The 20,376-nt window shown below is 69.9% G+C and carries 20 protein-coding genes; 8 read left to right on the forward strand and 12 right to left on the reverse strand.

Going from position 1 to position 20,376, the window contains the following annotated elements; all coding sequences use genetic code 11:
• Positions 1-83 precede the first annotated feature (83 nt).
• The 6 genes from GUY59_RS03410 (at position 84) to GUY59_RS03435 (ending at position 5,449) form a co-directional block, all read left to right on the forward strand.
• Complete coding sequence (locus GUY59_RS03410; protein ID WP_161714367.1) at positions 84-1,310, forward strand: MFS transporter; 1,227 nt, start codon at positions 84-86, stop codon at positions 1,308-1,310.
• 45 nt (positions 1,311-1,355) lie between these two features.
• Positions 1,356-2,024, forward strand: a complete 669-nt coding sequence (locus GUY59_RS03415) for a GntR family transcriptional regulator (protein WP_161714368.1) — start codon at positions 1,356-1,358, stop codon at positions 2,022-2,024.
• A 166-nt stretch (positions 2,025-2,190) separates the two neighbouring features.
• Positions 2,191-2,832 (forward strand): pyridoxamine 5'-phosphate oxidase family protein, encoded by a 642-nt coding sequence (locus GUY59_RS03420; protein ID WP_330849129.1) that lies wholly within the window; start codon positions 2,191-2,193, stop codon positions 2,830-2,832.
• Between the two features lie 97 nt (positions 2,833-2,929).
• Positions 2,930-4,240 carry an NAD(P)/FAD-dependent oxidoreductase gene (locus GUY59_RS03425; RefSeq protein WP_138200320.1) on the forward strand — a complete coding sequence of 437 codons (1,311 nt, stop codon included), beginning with the start codon at positions 2,930-2,932 and terminating at the stop codon, positions 4,238-4,240.
• Between the two features lie 207 nt (positions 4,241-4,447).
• The gene (locus GUY59_RS03430; protein ID WP_201760455.1) at positions 4,448-5,143 is read left to right on the forward strand and encodes a TetR/AcrR family transcriptional regulator; all 696 of its coding nucleotides are present in this window, start codon (positions 4,448-4,450) and stop codon (positions 5,141-5,143) included.
• Between the two features lie 36 nt (positions 5,144-5,179).
• Complete coding sequence (locus tag GUY59_RS03435) at positions 5,180-5,449, forward strand: GlsB/YeaQ/YmgE family stress response membrane protein (protein WP_138200319.1); 270 nt, start codon at positions 5,180-5,182, stop codon at positions 5,447-5,449.
• 390 nt (positions 5,450-5,839) lie between these two features.
• On the opposite strand, the gene GUY59_RS03440 is transcribed toward GUY59_RS03435, so the two are convergent.
• Entirely contained in the window at positions 5,840-6,448 is a 609-nt protein-coding gene (locus tag GUY59_RS03440) for a TetR/AcrR family transcriptional regulator (RefSeq protein WP_161714369.1), read from the reverse strand.
• 87 nt (positions 6,449-6,535) lie between these two features.
• On the opposite strand from GUY59_RS03440, the gene GUY59_RS03445 reads away from it, so the two are divergent.
• Positions 6,536-6,973 (forward strand): glutaredoxin domain-containing protein, encoded by a 438-nt coding sequence (locus GUY59_RS03445; protein ID WP_138200317.1) that lies wholly within the window; start codon positions 6,536-6,538, stop codon positions 6,971-6,973.
• Between the two features lie 142 nt (positions 6,974-7,115).
• Here the strand turns inward: GUY59_RS03445 and GUY59_RS03450 are convergent, their stop codons facing one another.
• The 7 genes from GUY59_RS03450 to GUY59_RS03480 are packed head-to-tail and all read right to left on the reverse strand — an operon-like array spanning position 7,116 to position 15,035.
• Positions 7,116-7,886 (reverse strand): GolD/DthD family dehydrogenase, encoded by a 771-nt coding sequence (locus GUY59_RS03450; RefSeq protein WP_138200316.1) that lies wholly within the window; start codon positions 7,884-7,886, stop codon positions 7,116-7,118.
• Positions 7,883-8,467, reverse strand: a complete 585-nt coding sequence (locus tag GUY59_RS03455; RefSeq protein WP_138200315.1) for a ribose-5-phosphate isomerase — start codon at positions 8,465-8,467, stop codon at positions 7,883-7,885. Before GUY59_RS03455 ends, GUY59_RS03450 begins: the two co-directional genes overlap by 4 nt.
• Positions 8,468-8,496: 29 nt before the next feature.
• Complete coding sequence (locus tag GUY59_RS03460; protein ID WP_138200314.1) at positions 8,497-10,281, reverse strand: dihydroxyacetone kinase family protein; 1,785 nt, start codon at positions 10,279-10,281, stop codon at positions 8,497-8,499.
• A gap of 43 nt (positions 10,282-10,324) precedes the next feature.
• Positions 10,325-11,347 carry an NAD(P)-dependent alcohol dehydrogenase gene (locus GUY59_RS03465; RefSeq protein ID WP_201760456.1) on the reverse strand — a complete coding sequence of 341 codons (1,023 nt, stop codon included), beginning with the start codon at positions 11,345-11,347 and terminating at the stop codon, positions 10,325-10,327.
• A gap of 28 nt (positions 11,348-11,375) precedes the next feature.
• A complete protein-coding gene (locus GUY59_RS03470) occupies positions 11,376-12,416 on the reverse strand; it encodes a substrate-binding domain-containing protein (protein ID WP_442938951.1) in 1,041 nt (346 codons plus the stop codon).
• 55 nt (positions 12,417-12,471) lie between these two features.
• A complete protein-coding gene (locus GUY59_RS03475; protein WP_138200312.1) occupies positions 12,472-13,491 on the reverse strand; it encodes an ABC transporter permease in 1,020 nt (339 codons plus the stop codon).
• On the reverse strand, positions 13,488-15,035 hold the full coding sequence (locus tag GUY59_RS03480; protein ID WP_138200311.1) for a sugar ABC transporter ATP-binding protein: 1,548 nt from the start codon (positions 15,033-15,035) through the stop codon (positions 13,488-13,490). The genes GUY59_RS03475 and GUY59_RS03480 overlap by 4 nt, the downstream gene beginning before the upstream one ends.
• 415 nt (positions 15,036-15,450) lie before the next feature.
• On the opposite strand from GUY59_RS03480, the gene GUY59_RS03485 reads away from it, so the two are divergent.
• Complete coding sequence (locus GUY59_RS03485) at positions 15,451-16,209, forward strand: DeoR/GlpR family DNA-binding transcription regulator (protein WP_138200310.1); 759 nt, start codon at positions 15,451-15,453, stop codon at positions 16,207-16,209.
• Positions 16,210-16,225: 16 nt separating this feature from the next.
• Here the strand turns inward: GUY59_RS03485 and GUY59_RS03490 are convergent, their stop codons facing one another.
• The 4 genes from GUY59_RS03490 to GUY59_RS03505 are packed head-to-tail and all read right to left on the reverse strand — an operon-like array spanning position 16,226 to position 19,979.
• Positions 16,226-16,822 (reverse strand): GTP-binding protein, encoded by a 597-nt coding sequence (locus GUY59_RS03490; RefSeq protein WP_138200309.1) that lies wholly within the window; start codon positions 16,820-16,822, stop codon positions 16,226-16,228.
• Positions 16,803-17,153, reverse strand: a complete 351-nt coding sequence (locus GUY59_RS03495; RefSeq protein WP_201760457.1) for a DUF742 domain-containing protein — start codon at positions 17,151-17,153, stop codon at positions 16,803-16,805. Before GUY59_RS03495 ends, GUY59_RS03490 begins: the two co-directional genes overlap by 20 nt.
• Positions 17,150-17,575 (reverse strand): roadblock/LC7 domain-containing protein, encoded by a 426-nt coding sequence (locus tag GUY59_RS03500; protein ID WP_132633267.1) that lies wholly within the window; start codon positions 17,573-17,575, stop codon positions 17,150-17,152. Before GUY59_RS03500 ends, GUY59_RS03495 begins: the two co-directional genes overlap by 4 nt.
• Positions 17,556-19,979, reverse strand: a complete 2,424-nt coding sequence (locus GUY59_RS03505) for a sensor histidine kinase (protein WP_161714370.1) — start codon at positions 19,977-19,979, stop codon at positions 17,556-17,558. Before GUY59_RS03505 ends, GUY59_RS03500 begins: the two co-directional genes overlap by 20 nt.
• Positions 19,980-20,376: the final 397 nt, after the last annotated feature.

The raw sequence follows: 20,376 nt of genomic DNA on the forward strand, positions 1-20,376 counted from the left end.
GCCATCGTGCGGCGCCCAGGGGCAAGGCCGGCGCGGCGGCCGGGCTTCGATCGCCACCTCCACCGCCCCGCACGGGGTATGCCGTGTGGATTGCGGCGGTTTTCGTCTATGTGGTCGCCGCCTTCTATCGGTCGGCGCTTTCCGCGGCCGGCCCCGCCGCCGTGGATCGTTTCGACATCACCGCGACACAGCTCGGCGGCCTGGTCGTAGGTCAGTTGCTCGTCTATGCGGCGATGCAGATTCCCGTCGGCATGCTGGTCGACCGATTCGGCCCCCGGTGCCTGCTCGTCGCCGGAGCCACCGTGATGACCTGCGCCCAACTGGGGTTCGCCGTCACGGGTGAGTACATCGGTGCTCTCGTCGCACGAATGCTCGTCGGAACCGGTGACGCCATGATCCTCATCAGCGTGCTCCGTCTCGTCACCGCCTGGTTCCCACAGAGACGCTCGATGGTGATGGTCACGACCACGGCGGCTGTCGGCGGACTCGGCGCGCTCGCCGCCGCGGCACCACTCTCCCGGTCGCTGCTCGCGTTCGGCTGGACGGCGACGCTCCTGGTCAGCGCATCGTTCGGGGTCGTCGTGGGAGTACTCGCCCTCGTGGTCGTCAGGGACACACCCCGCCGGTCAGGGAAATGCGCTCCGGACAGCTTGCCTACGATCATCCGCGACGTACATGTGACGTGGCGCAACCCGGGCACGAAGCTGGGATTCTGGTCGCATTTCGCGCTTCTGTTTCCCTTCAACGTGTTCTGCCTGCTCTGGGGCTATCCGTACCTCATCCAGTCAGAGCACGTCGCGCGGGAGACCGCTGCCGTCATGGTCGGTCTGCCAACCGCCGTGGTCGTCGCCGGCGGGCCACTGATCGGCGCTTATGTCGCCCGGCACAGCCGGCTGAGGCCGACGATCGTCATGGCCGTTCTGGCCGGTGCCGCCCTGACGTGGACTGCCGCGCTGCTCTGGCCCGGAGACGCGCCGCTCGCGCTGCTCGGTGTGCTTGCTGTGGCCGTCGGGATCTGCGCCCCGGCGTCGATGATCGGTTTTGACATGGTCCGTACGTCCGTCTCTGGATCACAGCTCGGCCGGGCGACGGGGATCGTCAACTTCGGCGGCTTCGGCGCGTCCGTACTCGTCGTCCTCGCCATAGGCATCGTCCTCGACGCCGGCTCTGCATCCCCGCCCGCCGAGACATACCGATGGGCGATGTGCCTGCAGTATCCGGTATGGCTGCTCGGCGGCATCCAGGTGTGGCGTTACCGTCACTGCCCTCGCCAGCCACCTGTTGACCGACCGGCCGGAACCACTATGTGAAGTATGCTGTACAACATATAACGCACACATGGAGCGGGATTGACGGTGGCCAACGAACTCGGCAATATCTCGTCGACGAGCTTCCGCGAACAGGCGGCGCGCGCGATTCGAAGGGCGATCTTCACAGGCAGGATCGCGCCGGGAGTGCTGTATTCGGTCTCCGCTCTTTCCGGCCAGCTGGGCGTGTCCGCGACACCGGTGCGGGAAGCCATGTTGGATCTCGTGAGCGAGGGACTGGTCGTCGCGGTCCGCAGCCGCGGCTATCGCGTCGCCGACCTCACCCCTCAGGATCTCGACCACATTCTCAGGCTTCGAGTGCTCCTTGAGGTGCCGACGAGCGGAGAGATCGCCGAGTCGCGCAACGACGACGACCTGCCTCGACTGCTCGAGCTCGCCGCCCGGTTGCCGGACCTGGCCGGCAGCGGCGACTACGAGACCTACTTGGAGAACGACCAGGAGTTCCATCTCGGCCTGCTCGCTCTTTCCGGCAACCCTCGACTCGTGAGCATCGTGGAGAAGCTCAGGAACCAGACCCGGATCTTCGACGTGAGCAAGCTCGCCGCCAGCGGTGGCCTCGCCGGCTCGGCCCACGAGCACCTCGAGATCATGGAAGCGATCAAAGACCGAGACCGCCAGCGCACCGAGGAACTCGTCGAGCACCACATCCTGCGCTCCCGACGTGCCTGGCCCGCCGAGAAGGCCGCCGGGTCCTGACGAGCCGGCCCCCACCAGCGGGGCCTCGGCCTCACGGTCCGCTGCGTACTGCTTGAAGCGATGGAGAACAGGCCCTTTCCCGGTGGTCATTCATGTGCAATGCTACATTTAAAACCTAGTGTGTGAGGTTGCTATGGATGAGGCAGCGCGCTCATTGTCCGCAACTGTGCGTACACGGTTGCGCCGGTTCCCCGAGCGCGGTCGGACAGACCGCGCCGACCTTGAGGCGATCCTGGACGACGGCCTGATGTGCTTCGTCGGCGCAGTCGTGGAGGGGTGCCCGCGGGTGGTACCGATGGTCTACGGTCGGATCGACGACACCCTCTACCTGCACGGATCCGTCGCCAACCAGGTGCTCACCGCCGCGAGGGACGGCGCTGAGCTCTGCGTGTCGGTGACGGACGTCGACGAGCTCGTCCTGGCGAACTCGTTGTTCCACCACTCCGTCAACTTCCGCTCCGCGATGATCTACGGCCGGGGACGGCTCGTGACCGACCAGCGCGAGCAGGTTGCGGGGCTGCGCGCCGCGGCCGACCAGCTCGTGCCGGGGCGCAGCGCGACGCTGGACGCCCCCACCCGCAAGCAACTGGCCGCAACGATAGTGATCGCCCTTCCACTGGAGGAGGCCTCGGTGAAGGTACGGCAAGGTCCGCCGAACGGCGAGGCCGGCGACTACGACCGTCCTATCTGGGCCGGGGTGCTACCCCTCACGCAGACCTGGGGCGAGCCGTTGTCCGACCCCAAGCTCCGCACCGCGACTGCCATCCCCGACCACGTCGCCAATATGGCCGGCCGGCCACTGCGGTGACGGCTGGGTGCGGCGCGCTGATCCGGTGGCGCGGCCATGGGTTCCCTTCCTCGACAGGTGACGGTGACGGCCGGGCGCCGCATCGGGCAAGGATGGCATGGTGACTATCACCGCGGACGTCGTCGTCGTCGGCGCCGGCGTGATCGGCTCGTCGACGGCTCTCGAACTTGCTCGCGCCGGCTTCCGGGTCGTCGTCGTCGATCGTCTCGGAGGGCCGGGACAGGGCTCGACGAGCGCATCGAGCGCGGTCGTCCGGTTCAACTACTCGACCTTTCCCGGCGTCGCCGCGGCGTGGGAGGCCCGACACTGCTGGGAGAGCTGGCCGGACCACCTCGGGTTCGTGGACCAGGCGGGAATGGCCCGGTTCTGGCGGACGGGCATGGTGTTCCTCGACGTCGACGTGGCGCCGAAGGAGAGGGTGGTGCCGCTGTTCGATCGGGCCGGCATCCCTTACGAGACGTGGGATGCGTCCCTGCTGGCAGAGCGGATCCCGGGACTCGACGTGGGCCGGTTCTGGCCACCCAAGAGGCTCGACGACGACGGGTTCTGGGCAGATCCCACGGAGCAACTCGGCGCCCTGTGGACCCCGGACGCAGGCTGGGTGGACGATCCCACGCTGGCTGCGGTCAACCTCGCTGACGCCGCCGGCCATGCGGGTGCGCGGTTCGTGTACGACAGTCAGGTCACCGCCGTACGACGAACCGGCGGCCGGGTCGCCGGCGTCGCCCTGGCGAACGGCGAACAGGTGGACGCGCCCATCGTGGTCAATGCGGCGGGACCGTGGTCGTCGGCCTTCAACCAGATGGCAGGCGTCGGTGACGACTTCGCCATCACGACCCGTCCGATGCGGCAAGAGGTGCACTTCGTGACCGCACCCCCCAACTTCAATCACGGCGACCGCCCTGGACCGGTGATCGCGGACCTGGACCTGGGCACCTATCTGCGCGGCGCACCCGGCAACGGGCTCTATGTCGGTGGCACCGAGCCGGAATGCGACCCGATGCAGTGGCTGGACGATCCGGACGAGGCGAACCTCCGCCCGACAGTGGCGCTTTTCGACGCGCAGGTGACCCGCGCCGCACGGCGCTTTCCCAACCTGAGTGTGCCGGCGCGGCCAAGCGGCATCGCCGGTGTGTACGACGTCTCGACGGACTGGACTCCCCTTTACGACCGCACCTCGCTCGACGGTTTCTACGTCGCGATCGGCACCAGCGGCAACCAGTTCAAGAACGCACCCGTCGCCGGGCGTTTCATGGCGGCGATCGTCGCTGCCGTGGAGAACGGGCACGACCACGACAGCCACCCGGTGCAGTACCGCGGTGAGCACACCGGTCTCACCGTCGATCTCGGGGCGTTCTCCCGTCGGCGAACGGTCAACGCGGACTCCACCGGGACCGTGATCGGGTAGTGCTGCCCCCGGAACGATCGCCGGCTTGGCCGTCCCCACTTTCCACCTGGTGACCTGCTTCCTCCAGACCGTTGACGCGTGCGTCGGGGGCGAACGCCGGGGATCGGTGCTCACTGTTTGCGGCTGCGAGCAGGGAGAGGCGTCACGATAGGCGCGGCAGGCGCACGAGAAGCTGGGGACACGCAGCGTCACTGGGCCGCGCGGAGCGTGATTGTCGGCGGCCGATCAATCCGGATACAATTACCTGTGCCAGCAGGAACCGATGCCCCTCACACCTTCACGGCGACCGCCCGCCGCGCGCAGATCATCACTGCCACCATCGACACGATCGCCGAACTCGGTTACGGCCAGGCCACGTTCGCCCGGATCGCCGAACGCGCCGGCCTGAGCAGCACCCGGCTGATCTCCTACCACTTCGCGGGCAAGGCCGAACTCATGAGCGCCGTTGTGGCCGAGGTCTACGGGCGGCTCGGCCCGTTCATCGCCGAACGCATGACCGGCCACCCTGACGCACGCGGCGAACTGCGCGCGTACATCACCGGTGCGATCGAGTTCATCGCCGAACACCGCGTCCAGATGCAGGCCCTGATGGCGATCTTCCTGAATTTCCGAGACGTCGAGGGCGGCAGCCGCTCCTACGACGCCGCCAACGACCGCAACGTCGTCGGCCACGTCGAGGCCATCCTGCGCAAGGGCCAGGACAACGGCGAGTTCCGCGACTTCGACACCTTCGTCATGGCCGCGACCATCCAGCGGAGCATCGACGGCCTGCCCTTCCTGCTGCAGAGCGCGCCTGACCTCGACCTGCCCGGCTACGCCAGAGAGCTGACGACCCTGTTCGATCTGGCCACGCGCGCACAACCTGCGCGGCCGGAGGAACCGCCGTCGCCGCAGGATCGTTGAGCAGGCAGGCGGACCACCGAGTTTCGGGAGTTCAGCGTGGAGATCACCGGCATCATTTCCGGTCTCATCATCGGCATCGTGATCGGCGCTCTGGGGCGGCTGGTCATCCCAGGGCGGCAACGCATCCCCATCTGGCTGACCATCGTGATCGGCGTCGTCGCCGCGCTGATCGGCACGGCCGTCGCGGCGGCCCTCGGGGTCGCCGACACCGGCGGCATCGACTGGATCGAGCTGGGCATCCAGGTCGCCCTGGCCGCCCTGGGCGTCTCGCTGTCGGTCGGCATGTACGGCAGACGCCGCGAGTGACGTACGGGCGGCGGGCGGCGCACCCACGGCCGCCCGTCGCCCGCAGTCCGGCGTTCCCGTGATCACGACGGGACGCGGGCCGCTTTGAGCTTCGCCGCCGTCTCCACCGCGCGCCGCGCCTGGTAGCGGCCACTTTCCAGGGCCAGTTCGCCGGGCTCGCCGTCACTGTCGAGGTGGGTGGTGCCGTACGGCGTGCCGACCTGGAACTGGATGGAGTGGGTGTATCCGGGCGGGACGATGATGCCGCCCCAGTGGTAGAAGATCGTGTGCAGCGAGAGCAGTGTGCTTTCGTGCCCGCCGTGTCGTGTGCCGGCCGAGCCGAAGGCGCCATAGACCTTGTCGGCCAGCAGCCCCTGCTGCCATACCGGCCCGGTGATGTCGATGAACTGCTCAGCGCACGAACGTCGACTCGTAGAGCACGAGCAGATGCTCCAGAACCCGCTCCTCCGGCCAGCCCCGACCGACCATCATGCGGTCGAACAGGTCGGTCGAGATCAGGCTCCAGAGCATGTCGGCCGCCGTGTCGACGGTCCACGGGGGCGCCAACCGGTCCTCGTCGGCGAGGCGGGCGGCGATGCGGCGGCAGTTGTCCATCTGGGCGATCGCGACCGTCTCCTTGTGCCGGGCGGCGTCGGCGTCGTGGGGGTCGACCCGGCTCAGCGCGTGGTTCATCGCGGTCAGGCGCGGGTGGTAGCGGACCAGGTGGCGTACCCACGCCCGCAGCCCCTCCGCCGCGTCGGGAGCCTTCCACACCTCGGCCAGCGACTCCGCCAGCCCTTCCCGCCCGGCCACATGCCCGAACAACGCGGTCACCAGGTCGGTACGAGAGCGGAAGTGCAGATAGACCGCGCGCCGGGAGACACCCGCGCGGGCGGCGACCTCGGCCATCGTCAGGGCGTCGAACCCGTCACGCTCCAGGATCTCCCTGGTCGCCGCCAGCAGGGCGTCGCGGGTGCGCCGGCTGCGCGCGTTGTGCGGATCATCGATCGCCGGTGCCATGGCCGCCTCTCGTAGCTGACAACTGCGCATCATGTGCACTTTACTCGGCGACCCGTCCACCCGCACGATGGCGGTAGCCTGCGTCCCATGAGGCGCGCTTGGGCCATGCCGACGGTGTTCGCGGTCTGCGGCCTGCTGGCGGCGATCACCCAAGTGTCCAGCGGTGCTCCCGGCGCGGCCGTCGCTCTGCTGCTGGTGTTCGGGCTCCTCGCCGTCATGCACTCGTCGCTGGTCTTCCCGCGGTCGATCGCCGCGGTGGAGGCGCAGCGCCGCAGCGCGGTCGACGGCCGGCCGATCGTCTACTGGAGGCCGGGGTGCAGATACTGCCTGCGCCTGCGGATCCGATTGGGCCGCAACGCCCACCGGATGCACTGGGTCGACATCTGGCGTGACCCGGACGGTGCGGCGGCGGTGAGGGCGGCCAACAACGGCAACGAGACGGTGCCGACCGTCGTGGTGACGGGCCAGGCACACGTCAACCCCGATGTCGCCTGGGTGCGCGGGCAACTCTCCCCACCTGCCTGATCGCCGGTGAGGCCGTCAGAACGGCCGCGCGACCCCATGCGCCACCACGAAGTCATGGCGCGGTGGAGCGCAGGGCCGTACCCCTCGGGGTGGTGTGGCACGGCGGGTGCGGTGACGCCGGTCTCGTTCCGGAGAAGCGCGGTCAGCGGATCGTGTAGCCGCCGTCCACGAGGATGTCCGCGCCGTTGATCATGTCGGAGCCGTCCGAGGCGAGGAACAGCGCCGTGGCGGCGATCTCCTCGGGAAGGGCGAAGCGGCCCGTGGGGATCTGCGCCTTCAACGCCTCGCCCTTCGGCCCCTCCCACGCCTTGCGCCCCAGGTCGGTGAGCACCACGGTGGGGGAGACGGTGTTGACCGTCACTCCGCGCCCCGCCCACTCGGAGGCGAGCACCTTCGACAGGCCCACCACGCCGAACTTGCTGGCGCAGTACGCGGCATGCTGGTCGAGGGCCACGGTCGCGGCCTGCGACGCCAGGTTGATGATCTTGCCGCGGCCGGCGGCCAGCATGTGCCTGCCGACCTCCTGGCACATCAGAAAGGTGCCCTTGAGGTTGATGTCGATCGTCCGGTCGAACGCGCTGACGTCGAGTTCCTCGGCCGGAGCCAGGATCGCGACACCGGCGCAGTTCACCAGGATGTCGATGCGGCCGTAGGCGTCCACGACCGCGCCGGTCGCCGCCCTGACCGCGTCCGGATCGGCCACGTCGCACGCGAACCCGGCGTGACCCGCCCCGAGTTCCTTCGCCCTCGACCCGGCGGCCTCGTGGTCGATGTCGACGACGGCGACCCGGGCCCCCTTGGCAGCGTACGTGGCGGCGATGGCCGCGCCGATGCCCGACGCGCCGCCGGTCACCAGCGCCACCCTGCCCTCCAGCCCGAACGTGAGGTCGAGGGTATTCTCCGCTGCCGTCATGAGCACTGCTCCTCGCTGTTGATCTGTACGGCCTGCTTGTCCTGTTCGTCGCCGGTGACGAGGGACGAGTGCACCAGTTCCTCGCCCAGCCGCAACGTCTCGGCCTGGTCGGCCAGGTCGTGTCCCGACTCATAGTTCAGCAGGGTCCGGACCTTGGCGGCCGAGCTGGAGTTGGCGTCGAAGCGGTAGCCGAGCCAGTCGCTCGCCAGGCGGCGGGCCAGTTCGAGGCCGACGACCCGCTGCCCGAAGCAGAGGATCTGGGCGTTGTTGCTCAGCACGGACCGTTCGACGGAGAAGCTGTCGTGCGCCGTCACCGCGCGGATGCCGGGCACCTTGTTGGCGCTGATCGCGACCCCCAGCCCGGTGCCGCACACCAGCAGCGCGCGGTCGGCCTCCCCGGCGGCGACCATCCGGGCCGCCGTGACGGCGATGTGCGGGTACGGTGTCGTGTCGTCGGCCCCGACCCCGATGTCGACGACCTCGGCCACCCTGGCGTCCTCCTCCAGGTCGGCCTTCAGGACGTTCTTGTACTCCAGGCCGGCATCGTCGGAACCGACGATGATGCGCCATTGGTGAGGCATGGCCCCCCATCCCTTCCTCTTCGTACGACTCAGCGGGCGCGTTCCAGCACGTCCGCGACGGCGAGGGCGCACAGGGCGAGCGACGTCGCGCCCGCGTCCGGGGTCCCCACGCTGCGTTCGGCGAGGGGACGCGCCCGGCCCACCCGGGGACGCAGGCCGGCGGTCGCCCCGGCCGCGGACTCGCACACCAGCGCGGATTCCCTCCAGGCGGCGGTCAGCTCCGCCCCGGATCCGACGCGTTCGGTCAGCGCCTCGCAGAACGGCACGAAAGCGTCGACCATCGTCTTGTCACCGGGCTGTGCCCTGCCGAGTTCGAGCAGCGCCTTCAGCCCTGCCGCGACGGCGTCCGCGACGTCGGAGCCGGTGATCTTCTCCCGGTCGTCTCCCAGGCTCCGGCCGACGGCGCACAACACGGCGCCCCAGAGCACGCCCGACGTGCCGCCGGCCTTCGCGGCCCACGCCTCGCCCGCCGCGACCAGGACCGACCGCGCTCCGGCTCCCGCTCCGGCCGCCTCACGGGCGGCGGCGAACGCGGCGGACGAGCCCTTGACCATCCCGCGCCCGTGATCGCCGTCGCCGGCCACGGCGTCGATGCGGCCCAGCCTGGCCTCGGCCCCGGCCATGGCGGCGGCCATCGCCTCGAGCGCCGAGACGGCGACCTGGGCGCAGGCGCGGGAGGCGGGCGAGCCGGGCGCGGCCACGGACGGCTGGTCCGGGTGCGCGGTCCCGGCCAGGTGGTCGGGGCGTCCGCCGAGCCGATCGCGTGACCCGGCGTCACCGGGCGCCGCCACCCCGCGAAGGACCTCCGTGCGCGGTTCCACACGGCCCCTGCGGAAGGCCGGGGTGTCGGCGGGCGCGCACCACAACCGTTCCAGCTCTTCGTCGAGGAAGACCAGAGTCAGGGAGCACCCGGCCATGTCGAGGCTGGTGACGAGCTCGCCCACCTCCGGCGCGACGACCTCGAGCCCCTGTTCGGCGAGCAGCGCGGCCACGGTGCGCCAGACGACGAAGAGCTCCTCGTACTTCGTGGTGCCGAGGCCGTTGAGTATCGCGGTCACCCGGTCGCCGGAACCGGCGGGCTTCTCCGCCAGCACGCCGGACACCAGCCGCCGGGCCAACTCGGCGGCGGGCGGCAGCGCGTCCTCGCCGACGCCGGGCTCGCCGTGGATGCCGAGGCCCACGCCCATGCGCCCGGAAGGTACGGCGAACAGCGGCTCGGTGCCGCCGGGCATGGTGCACCCGGCGAAGGCCACCCCGAGCGTGCGGGTCCTGTCGTTGGCGTGGCGGGCGACCCGTTCGACCGCGTCGAGGTCGTAGCCCTCTTCGGCGGCGGCCCCCGCGACCTTGAACACGACGAAGTCCCCGGCGATCCCGCGGCGTTCGCCGGCCTCCGACGCGGGCGCGCTGGCGATGTCGTCGGTCACGAACACCACGCGGGTGTCGATGCCCTGCTCCTTCAGCCGCTGCTGGGCGAGGGTGAAGTTCATGACGTCGCCGGCGTAGTTGCCGGTGGAGAAGAGCAGACCGGCGGTGCCGGCGGCGGCTCTGCCCACCGAGTACGCGTCCTGCGCCGACGGCGAGGTGAAGATGTTGCCGACGACGGCGCCGTCGGCGAACCCGTGCCCGACCACGCCGCAGAAGGCGGGGTAGTGCCCGGAGCCGCCGCCGACGACGACCGCGACCTTGCCGGGCGGCGTCTCGGTGGCGCGTACGACGCCGCCCGGCACGCCGGTCACGGTGCCGCGGTGCACGTCCAGGAACCCCGCGAGCATGTCGTCGGTGAAGGTGGCGGGGTCGTCGTACAGACGGGTCATTGAGGTTGTCCCTTCGGTCGCGGGGGGCGAGCGCGGCTGCGTGTCATCGCTGGGGGTTGATCACGGACTTGACGGCGAGCGGGTCGCGTTCGGCGGCGAGCAGCGCCGCCTCCGCCTCCGCGAGGGGGAAGTGGCCGGTGACGAGGCTGTCGACGTCGACCCGGCCGGAGGCGGCGAGCGCGATGGCCGCGGCCCAGGTGTTGGCGTAGCGGAACGTGCCCGTGACCTCGATCTCGCGGCTCTGGACGAACGTGAGCGGCAGCGGCAGCCCGTCGTCGCCCATCCCGACCAGCACCGCGCGGCCCGCCCTGCTCAGGGTACGCAGCGCGTCGGTCGTGGCGCCCTGGTGCCCGGAGCACTCCAGCAGCACGGTGGGCTCGATCCCCGTCTCGCCGAGCGGTGTGTCCCCGGCGTTGACGGTGGCGGTCGCGCCCAGCTCCTGAGCGAGCTTGAGCCGGTGCGGGTTCAGGTCGGCGACCACGATCTCGGTGGCGCCGAAGGCGCGGGCGCACTGCGTCGCCACCAGCCCGATCGGTCCCGCGCCGGTGATCAGTACGCGGCTTCCCGCATCCACGCGGCCCTTGCGGCAGGCCCAGACCCCGACCGACAGCGGCTCCAGCAGCGCGGCCGCGTCGTCCGAGATCGAGTCGGGCACCGGATGGGCGAAGGCCGCGTGCACGGTGACGTATCCGGCGAGCGAGCCGTCGATCGGCGGCGTCGCGAAGAAGCGCATCCCGGGGCAGAGGTTGTAGCGCCCGGAGAGGCACTCCTGGCAGGTCAGGTCGGGTACGCCCGGCTCGACGGACACCCGCTGCCCGATCCGGGAGGCGTCCACACCGGGCCCGACGCCGGTGACGACGCCCCCGGACTCGTGCCCGAGCACCATGGGCCGCTCCACCACGAAGTCGCCGATGCGGCCGTGCTGGTAGTAGTGGACGTCCGAGCCGCACACGCCCACCGCGTCGACCCGCACCAGCACCTCTCCGGGTCCGGGCTGGGGGACGGGTCGCTCCTCGATCGCCAGGTGCCGGATGCCACGCAGGACCGCCGCCCGCATCGTCGTCATGGAGGATCTCCTCGTTGCTCGGGCCGGCCTACTCGGCCGTCTCCTCGTTGGCGATGTCGCCGGTCTTGAGATTCGCCTCGATCAACGCGGGCAACTGCTGGAGGAACTGGTCCTTCTTGGTGACCACGTGCTCCATGTAGGTGTCCACGTTGTCCTTCGTGACCTTGGGCATCAGGTAGACGGGGGTCTTGTCGACCTCCTCGCCCTTGGCGATCTTGGCGGCCACGGCCAGGCCGGTGGCCAGCTCGACGGTGCCGTGCTGCAGGTTGGTGCCGATGAAGTCGCCGCTCTTGACGGCGTTGAGCCCGTCCTCGATGCCGTCGACGCCGACGATCGGGATTCTGGCGCCGGCCTCGCGGGTGGCCTGAAGGGCGCCGAGCCCCATGTCGTCGTTCTCCGCGACGACACCGTCTATCTTGTCGCCGAAGCTGGAGAGCCAGTTCTTCATCTTGTTGACGGCCTCGTCGCGCTTCCAGTTGGCGGTGTCCTTGGCGAGGATCTTGATGTCGGGGTACTTGGCCAGGACGTTCTGGATGCCCTTGGTACGGTCGATCTCGCCCGACTGGCCCAGCGGGCCCTGGAGGACGACAATGTTGCCCTTGCCGTCGAGTTCGTCCGCCATCATCTGCATCTCCTGCTCGCCGGCCTTGACGTCGTCGGGCAGGACGGTGCCGGCCAGGTCCTTGCTGTCGAGTCCGGCGTTCACGGCGAGGAACGGGATGTCCTTCGCCTTGGCCGCGGCGACCTGCGGGCCGAGCGAGTCGGCCTGGACGGGGACGACCATGATGGCGTCCACGCCGGCGTTGACGTACTGGTCGACCTGGCTGGCCTGGGTGCTGACGTCCAGGTTTGCCGAGTTCCAGAGGACCTCGATGTCGTTGGCCTTGGCGTAGGCGTCGATGCCGGCCTTCCCCGCGGTGATGAAGGACGACATGTCGTAGACGCTGATGCCGACGCGGAGCTTTCCCTCGCCGGACGCGCCGGCATTGGGGTCGCCCGCGCCGCAGGCGGAGGTGGCCAGCAGGGTCGCGCCCGCGGCGGCGAGGGCGACGGCACGCAAGCTTTTCATGCGCATGGAGACTCCATTGGTGCGTTTCGTGCAGGTCTGTGGGCGAGGTGGGGCGTCAGCCCCTACGTTTGGCGGACCAGACGTCCACGGTGACGGCGGCGACGATGAGCGCTCCCTTGATCACGCTCTGCCAGTAGGCGGGGACGACGAGGATGTCGAGGCCGTTGTTCAGTGTCTGGATCAGGAACAGGCCGAGCGCCGTGCCGAGGATGCTGCCCCGGCCGCCGAGCAGGCTCGCGCCACCGATGACGACGGCGGCGATGGCGTCGAGCTCGTAGCCCTCGCCGAGGTTGGGCGGGCCGGAGATGACCCTGGATGCGAGCATCACGCCGGACAACCCGGCCAGCAGCCCGCTGAGCGCGTAGACGCTGAACAGGATCCGGGTGGCCTTCACACCGGCGATCTGCGCCGCGACGGGGTTGCCGCCCACCGCGTAGACGCGCATCCCGTACGAGGTCCGTTTCATGATGAGGGCGAGCGCGACGATGCCGACGATCATCACCACGACGGGGATCTGCAGGCCGAAGATCTGGTTGTTGGCGATCTCGCCGAAGTTCTGCGGAAGGCCGTTGATCGGCGCTCCCTGGCCCACGACGTACGCCAGCCCGGACGCCGTGGTCAGCATGCCGAGCGTCGCGATGAACGGCGGCACGTTCACCTTCGAGACCAGGAAGCCGTTGACCGCTCCCGCCGCGAGCCCGACGAGCATGGCGACCACCAGGGACAACCAGAGCCGTTCCGGATGGTCCTTCACCGTGTAGGCCGCTGTCATGGCGCTGAGCGCGATGACGCTGCCCACGGACAGGTCGATGCCGCCGGTGAGGATGACCAGCGTCTGGCCCAGCGCGATGAGCGCGAAGGGCGCCGCGGCGATGGCGATCGTCTGGAGGTTGTCCAGCGTTCCGAACCGGGCGCTCCGGTAGCTGAAATAGGCGATGATCAGGAGCATCACCACCACCATCGAGTGGCGGATCAGCTGGTCGCGGATCCATGGTCCGGACAAGCGCCAGGGCAGGAGCCGCGCGGCCGCTCCGCCCGGGTTCGTGGGCTCCTGGGCTGACTCCTGCGTGGTCATCGGCCCTCCTTCTCGGTGTGTTGGGGCGCGGGGGCGCTGTCCGGGTTCAGTCCGGCGGCGTACCTGAAGATCAGGTCCTGGACGTGGGGCGAGGACAGATCCTCGCGGGCGAGTTCGCCCGCGACCGCTCCTCCGCGCATGACGAGCGCCCGGTGGGCCAGGCTGAGGATCTCGGGCATGTCGGAGGAGGCCATGACCACGGCCATGCCCGACGCCGCGAGTTCGGTGATGACGCGGTAGATCTCGCTGCGCGCGCCGACGTCGACGCCGCGGGTGGGCTCGTCGAGCAGCAGCACGTTGACGCTGCCGGTCAGCCAGCGCGCCAGGACCACCTTCTGCTGGTTGCCGCCGGACAGCGTGCCGACCTGCTGCGACAGTCCGCGGCTGCGCAGCTTGACCGACTCCATCGCCGCGCCGACCTGCCGGCCGCGGCTGCGCTGCCGCAACCAGCCCGCGACGGTGAAGCGGGAAAGGCGGGGGAGGGAGCCGTTGTCCAGCACGTTCATGGTCAGCACGGCCCCGGCTCCCTTGCGGTCCTCGGGGACGAGGGCCATGCCGCCGGTGATGGCGGCGGCGGGGGCGTTGCGCCTGACGGGTCTGCCGGCGACGGTGACGGTCCCCGCGGTGCTTCTGCGCACGCCGAAGATCGCTTCCAGGAGTTCGGTACGGCCGGCCCCCACGAGCCCCGCCAGACCGAGGATCTCCCCGCGGCGCACGGTCAGGTCCACCGGCCGCGGGTAGCCGCTGACGTGCAGCCCGCTGACCTGGAGGGCGATCTCGTCACCCGGGGCGTGCAGGTCGGGGAAGAAGCCCTGGAGCTCGCGCCCGATCATCGCGTGCACGATCTCGTCGTCGGTGATGTCGCCGATCGGCCGGTCGAGGACCAGCCCTCCGTCGCGCAGCACGACCACCCTGTCCGCCAGGGCGCGGATCTCCTCCATCTTGTGGGTGGTGTAGAGCATGGCGACGCCCTGCTCACGCAGCCTGCCGATGACGGCGTAGAGCCGTTCGACCTCGCGTTCCGAGATGGCCGAGCTGGGCTCGTCCAGCAGCAGGATCCGCGCGCCGCCGCTCGTGCTCTTGACGATCTCGACGAGCTGCCGCAGGCCGACCGGCAGCCGCCGCATGGTCGCCTGCGGGTCGATCTCCACGCCGAAGACGTCGAGCAGTTCGCGGGCCCTGCGCGCCATCCCCCGCCGGTCGAGCAGCCCCGCCCGCGTGCGCAGTTCCCTGCCGATGAACAGGTTCTCGTACACCGTCATGTCCATGATCGGCGCGAGCTCCTGGGGGATGATCGCCACCCCGTTCCGGTGGGCCGCCTGCGGGTCGCCGTGGGGCAGCGGCTCGCCCCCGATCAGGACCCGGCCTCCGTCCGGCTTGACCTGGCCGGACGCGATCTTCATCAGCGTCGACTTGCCCGCCCCGTTCTCCCCGGCGAGAGCGGTGACGGAACCTGCCTCGAGAGCAAGTGAGACGCCCTTCAGCACGGGCACGCCGCCGAATGCCTTGTCCAGGTCCCGGCACTCCAATGCGACATCTTCCACGACTGCTCTCCAGTCCCGGCCTGACGGCTCGGTGTTCGGTCGGGGCCTGCCCGGAGGGCGGCGGCGGTCCGGAACGGGTCCGGACGCGTACGGGAAGGTGCCGGTGCGAGAAGCCGATCCAGGTCAGGGTGGCCGGCGCTCGCCCGACGGGTTCCGAGCGAGACCCCTTGTTGTTTCCTTGTGTGAACATCACACGAGGCGACATCTCAGTGTCAAGGGTGTGTTACCTATTCGATACCTCTCGCATGGAGCGTCACCTGCGCTCCAACGAGCAGGAGAAGGCAGCATTACGTAGCCTTGAACCAGGCGGCCGCATCATCTATCGTTCACTCGCCAGCAGGTCCATGGCGTCTCCAGGCGAGACTGCGTGTGTGACAGTTGACAAGACTGAACAGCAAAGGAGAACAAAGACGGCATGGGCGTCAGGAGCAGCGTGGACCTGGAGAGCAGACGCCAGGCGCTGGCCGAGCTGCTTTCGTCCAGCGGCAGTCTGCGCATCGAAGACCTGGCCGCCCGCTTCGAGGTCAGCACCATGACCATCCGGCGGGATCTGCAGGCCCTGGAGGACGAAGGCCTGGTCCGCCGCGTGCGCGGCGGCGCCGTCAGCTCCGCGCAACCCTTCGAGGCGCGCAAGAGCCGGGCCTGGCGGGCCAAGGAGGAGATCGCGCGCAAGCTGACCAGCCTGGTGCCCTCCGGCGGGGTCGGCATCTGCATGGACGCCTCGTCGACGCTGGCCGTGCTGGCCGGCTCGATGCCGCCCGCCGAGAACCTCTCCGTCGTCACCGACGGGATCGAGACGTTCCTGACCCTGACGAGGAACCCGCGGGTGCACGCCTACCTGACCGGAGGCCAGAAGGACCCCAACGCGGGCAGCCTCGTCGGCCCCCTGGCCTCACTGACGCTGAAACAGTTCTCGTTCGCGCGGGCGTTCCTGTCCGCCGCCGCCGTCGACCCGCACTTCGGCACCAGCGAGTTCAGCGCGGAGGAGTGCGAGATCAAGCGGCTCATGGCCGAGCTGTCCGAGCACGTCGTCATGGCGGTCGACTCGCAGAAGCTCGGCACCGGAGCCGCCGCCCGCTGCCTGCCCTGGGACGGGATCGACCTGATGGTCACCGAGCTCGACGTCTCCGACGACCGGCTCGACCCCTATCGCGACCACGTCGAGCTGCTCTGACCCCGCCCTCCGCCGTTCACGGCATCGCGCGCCCGGCGCCCTCAACCGCGTACGTCACCAGCGTGGTGAGCACGTCCCTGACCGACGCGCGGTCGCGCACGTCGCAGAGCACGATCGGGACGTGCGCGTTCAGCCCGAGCGCCCGTCTGACCTTGACCGGGTCGTGGCGGCGGGCGCCGTCGAAGCAGTTCACGCCGACCACGAACGGGATGCCGCGCTGCTCGAAGTAGTCCACGGCGGGGAACGAGTCCTGCAGGCGGCGGGTGTCGGCGAGCACGACCGCGCCGAGGGCGCCGAGCGCCAGCTCGTCCCACATGAACCAGAACCGGTCCTGCCCGGGGGTGCCGAACAGGTACAGCCACAACCCCTCGCGGATGGTGATGCGGCCGAAGTCGAGCGCCACGGTCGTGGTGCTCTTGGACTCCACGCCCGAGACGTCGTCCACGCCGACGCCGCGCTCGCTCAGCAGCTCCTCGGTGTGCAGCGGCCGGATCTCGCTGATCGTGCCCACCATGGTCGTCTTGCCGACGCCGAACCCGCCCGCGATGAGGATCTTGATGGCCAGAGCCGAGGTGACCGCGGTCGCCCCCGGCTCACAGGCTGCGTAGTCCATCCAGCACTTCCCTGTAGATGTGTTCGTCGATCGTCTGCGCGACCGGGCGCGGGCGCTCGATGGTGACGAACCCCTCCCGCCGCAGGTCACCCAGGATGACCCGGGTGACGTTGAGCGGCAGCCGGAGGTGCGCCGCGACGTCCGCCACCGGCGTGGGCCTGCGGCACACCGACAACACGGCGCGATACTCCGGGATCAGGTCCGCGAGGGTGTGCGGGCCGCCGACCGTCGTGACGATGGCCACCAGGTCGAATGTCTCGCCCTGCGGGCGTGCCCTTCCCCCGGTCAGGCCGTACAGCCGGATCAGCGGCCCGGGATCCTGCCCTGTCACGGTCGTGAACCGTTCCAGGCGGGTGCCGGTGCCGCTCCTCTCGGCTGCGCGGAGAGGTGCTCGCCGACCCTTTTGACCATGAGCGCCATCTCGTACGTGACCATGCCCAGCTCGGCGTCGCCCGCGGCGAGCACGGCCAGCCGCGCGCCCTGACCGGCGGCGGTGACGAACAGGAAACCACCCTCCATCTCGATGATGGTCTGCCGTACGCCGCCCAGGCCGAAGTGCCGTCCCGCGCCCATGGCGAGGCTGTGGCTGCCGGCGGAGATGGCGGACAGGTGCTCGGCGTCCTCCCGGGTCAGCTCCCGGGAACCTCCCATGGCCAGCCCGTCGGAGGACAGCACGATGGCGTGCCGGATGCCGGGCACTCGCTGGGTGAGGTCGTCGAGGAGCCAGCTCAGTTCACTTCTGGGGTCGGGCATCGGGATGGTCGTCCTTTCGGTTCCACGTGTCGGCTCCGTGCCCGGCCTGGCGGCGTCCTTGCCGCCAGCCTTGCTGCATGGACGACATGAGTTGTGCGAGTTCCTCAGGCGAGCGCGCCGATACCGGGCGCCGCGCGGGGCCTCCGGTGGAACGCAGCTGGGGAGCCATGCTTGCCTGCGGTATCCGCATCGGCAGCCCGTCGAGGTCTTCGTCGGCGTCCTGAGCCGGCACCGTGACGCTCCATTCGGCGGAGGGTCCTGGCGGCTGGGACGCGGTGGGGGGCAACTGCCGTGGCGCCGGACGGGCCCCCGGCCGGCCCGGTTCGCCGTTCCTCGGCGCGGGCACGGCCTCGAACCAGGTGGCCGGCGCCGGCTCCACCGGGTCGGCGTGCTCGCCGTTGAGCGCGTCCGGCCGTTCGGGGGCGGCGGAGACGACACCGGAGAGCGTGCCGGACGGCGCCGTGTCGAGCGCCCGCGCGGGCCGGCCCGCCCGGTCACCTGGGGTGACGGAGGGTGTGGCGGAGCCTGCGAGCAGGATGGTGGGCAGCAGCACGATCGCGGTGGTCCCGTCGTACGGTGAGGGGCGCAGCGAGACCTTGACCCCGTGCCGGGCCGCGAGCCTGGACACCACGAACAGGCCGAGCCTGTCGCTGTCGGCGAGGTCGAACTCGGGCGGCTGGGCCAGCCGGGCGTTGTACTCCTGGAGCACGGTCGCGTTCAGCCCCAGCCCGCGGTCCTCCACCTCGATCGCGAAGCCGTTGGCCGCCGTCATGCTGCGGATCTGCACGGTCGTGTCGGGCGGTGAGAAGACGGTGGCGTTCTCCACCAGCTCGGCGACCAGGTGGATGACGTCGGTGACGGCCGCCCCGACGAGCATCGGGGCGTCGGGCATGGGCGCGACGGTGACGCGGGTGTAGTCCTCGACCTCCAACACGGCCGCGCGTACGACGTCGAACAGCGGCACGGGGTCGCGCCAGCGGCGTGCGGGGGCGGAGTCGGCCAGGATGATGAGGTTCTCGGCGTGCCGCCGCATGCGGGTGGTGAGGTGGTCGAGCTTGAACAGGTCCTCCAGGACCTCCGGCTCCTCCACGCGGCGCTCCATGGTGTCGAGCAGCGAGAGCTGGCGGTGCAGCAGCGCCTGGTTGCGCCAGGCCAGGTTGAGGAAGACCTGGCTGACGCCCTTGCGCAGGGTCGCCTGGCCCACCGCGGCCTCGACCGCGGTGCGGCGTACGGCGGAGAAGGCGTTGACCACGCGGTCGACCTCGGCCGTCTCCGCGGGGGCAAGACCGGGCGCCTCGGTGGCCGGGTCGACGTCCTCGCCGCGGCGCAGCCGGGCGACCAGCCGGGGCAGCCGCTGCTCGGCCAGTTCGACCGCCGAGGCCTGCAGCCGCTTGAGCTCGTCGATCAGCGACTGCCCGAACCGGTACGACAGCGCCAGCGACGCGAGCACCGCCGCCAGGCCCAGCAGCAGGACGAGCCCGATCCGCCAGTAGGCGCCGGTCTTCTGCCCCTCTGCCTCGGCGGCGGCGCGGGCCAGTTCCTCCTGCGTGTCGCGGTTGATCGTGTTGAACACGGCGTCGGCGTCGCTCTTCCACTGGGCCGGCTCCACCGGCGGCGCCCCGTTGGTGTCCCAGCTGAACAGTTCGTCCTCGACCTCGACCAGCCGTTTGTACGCGGCGCTGTCGACCAGCTTGTCGTAGTCGGTCCGCAGCTCGGGACCGGCGTCGCGTTCGGCGTTGGCGAAGACGAGCCGGCGGCTGGTCATGGCGGCGACGAACGCGGCACGGTCGGTGGGGGTCATCTTGCGCTGCACTATGGTGCTGGTGAGCACGGCGTGCTCGCGGCCGAGGTATTCGGCGGTGGCGTTGTAGGCGGCCATGCCGCGCACCGCCCGGTAGGAGGAGACGCTGCTCAGTGCGTCGCGGTCGTTGAACTGCCCGTTGGCGACGCTGATCAGGTTGTCGTAGGCCTGGATGATCGTCAGCGGCGGGGCCAGCACGCCGCCGTCGGCGGAGGCCCGCAGGGACTGGAGCCCGTCGAGCGCCCGCACGAGCGCCTGCACCTGGGCGGGGGTCTCGGCACCCGACGACTCGACGTCGACGGCGCCGATGACCTCGCGCAGGCGTTCGACCTTCTCGTCGGTGACGTGCCGCTGCTCGGACAGGGGCGCGTACGTGGCCGTGCTCTTCGGCGCCTCAGCCGAGAGCTGGCGTTCCCGTTGCAGTTCGACGATCAGTTGTAACAAGGGCGACCCGATGGCCTCCCAGCGGTCCTGCGTCTGGGAGACTTCGACGATCTCCTCCACGCTGGAGTAGGCGATGAACCCCCACAGAGCCACCATGGATACGAGCGGGAGCAGCAGAATCCTGAGCAGCTTGGTACGGAGAGGTGGGGGCGAGCTCATCCATCTTGTCCAATTCCGCGCGTGATGATGCGCCGCTGGCAGTCGCGACCTGGTACCGGCCCCCGAGAATCCCGTCACGACTGGTACGCCTGTGGTCCGTCCACTATGCCGATGGGGCAGATGTACTTCAAGCAACAGATGTGAACATTCGTCCCGAATGCCGGGTTGACTCTTTGTCAGCATACGTGTCGTGAATGTAACCGTGGGTAAACGTCACGGAAGGTGATGACGGCCCTGTCTTTCCTTACTGCCAGGCCTTATCTGTAAAGCCTTCCGGTCACCATGTTCGTCCCCTCCGCCACGGTTCACCTCCGCCGAGTCCGTCTCCACGGCAGGGCTTTCGTTCTGTCCAGAATCAAGGGACGATACGGGAGGAACGGGGCAAAACGGTCGGGCA

It is taken from the genome of Nonomuraea sp. K271 (genome assembly GCF_009908215.1).
GTDB classification, from domain to species: domain Bacteria; phylum Actinomycetota; class Actinomycetes; order Streptosporangiales; family Streptosporangiaceae; genus Nonomuraea; species Nonomuraea longispora.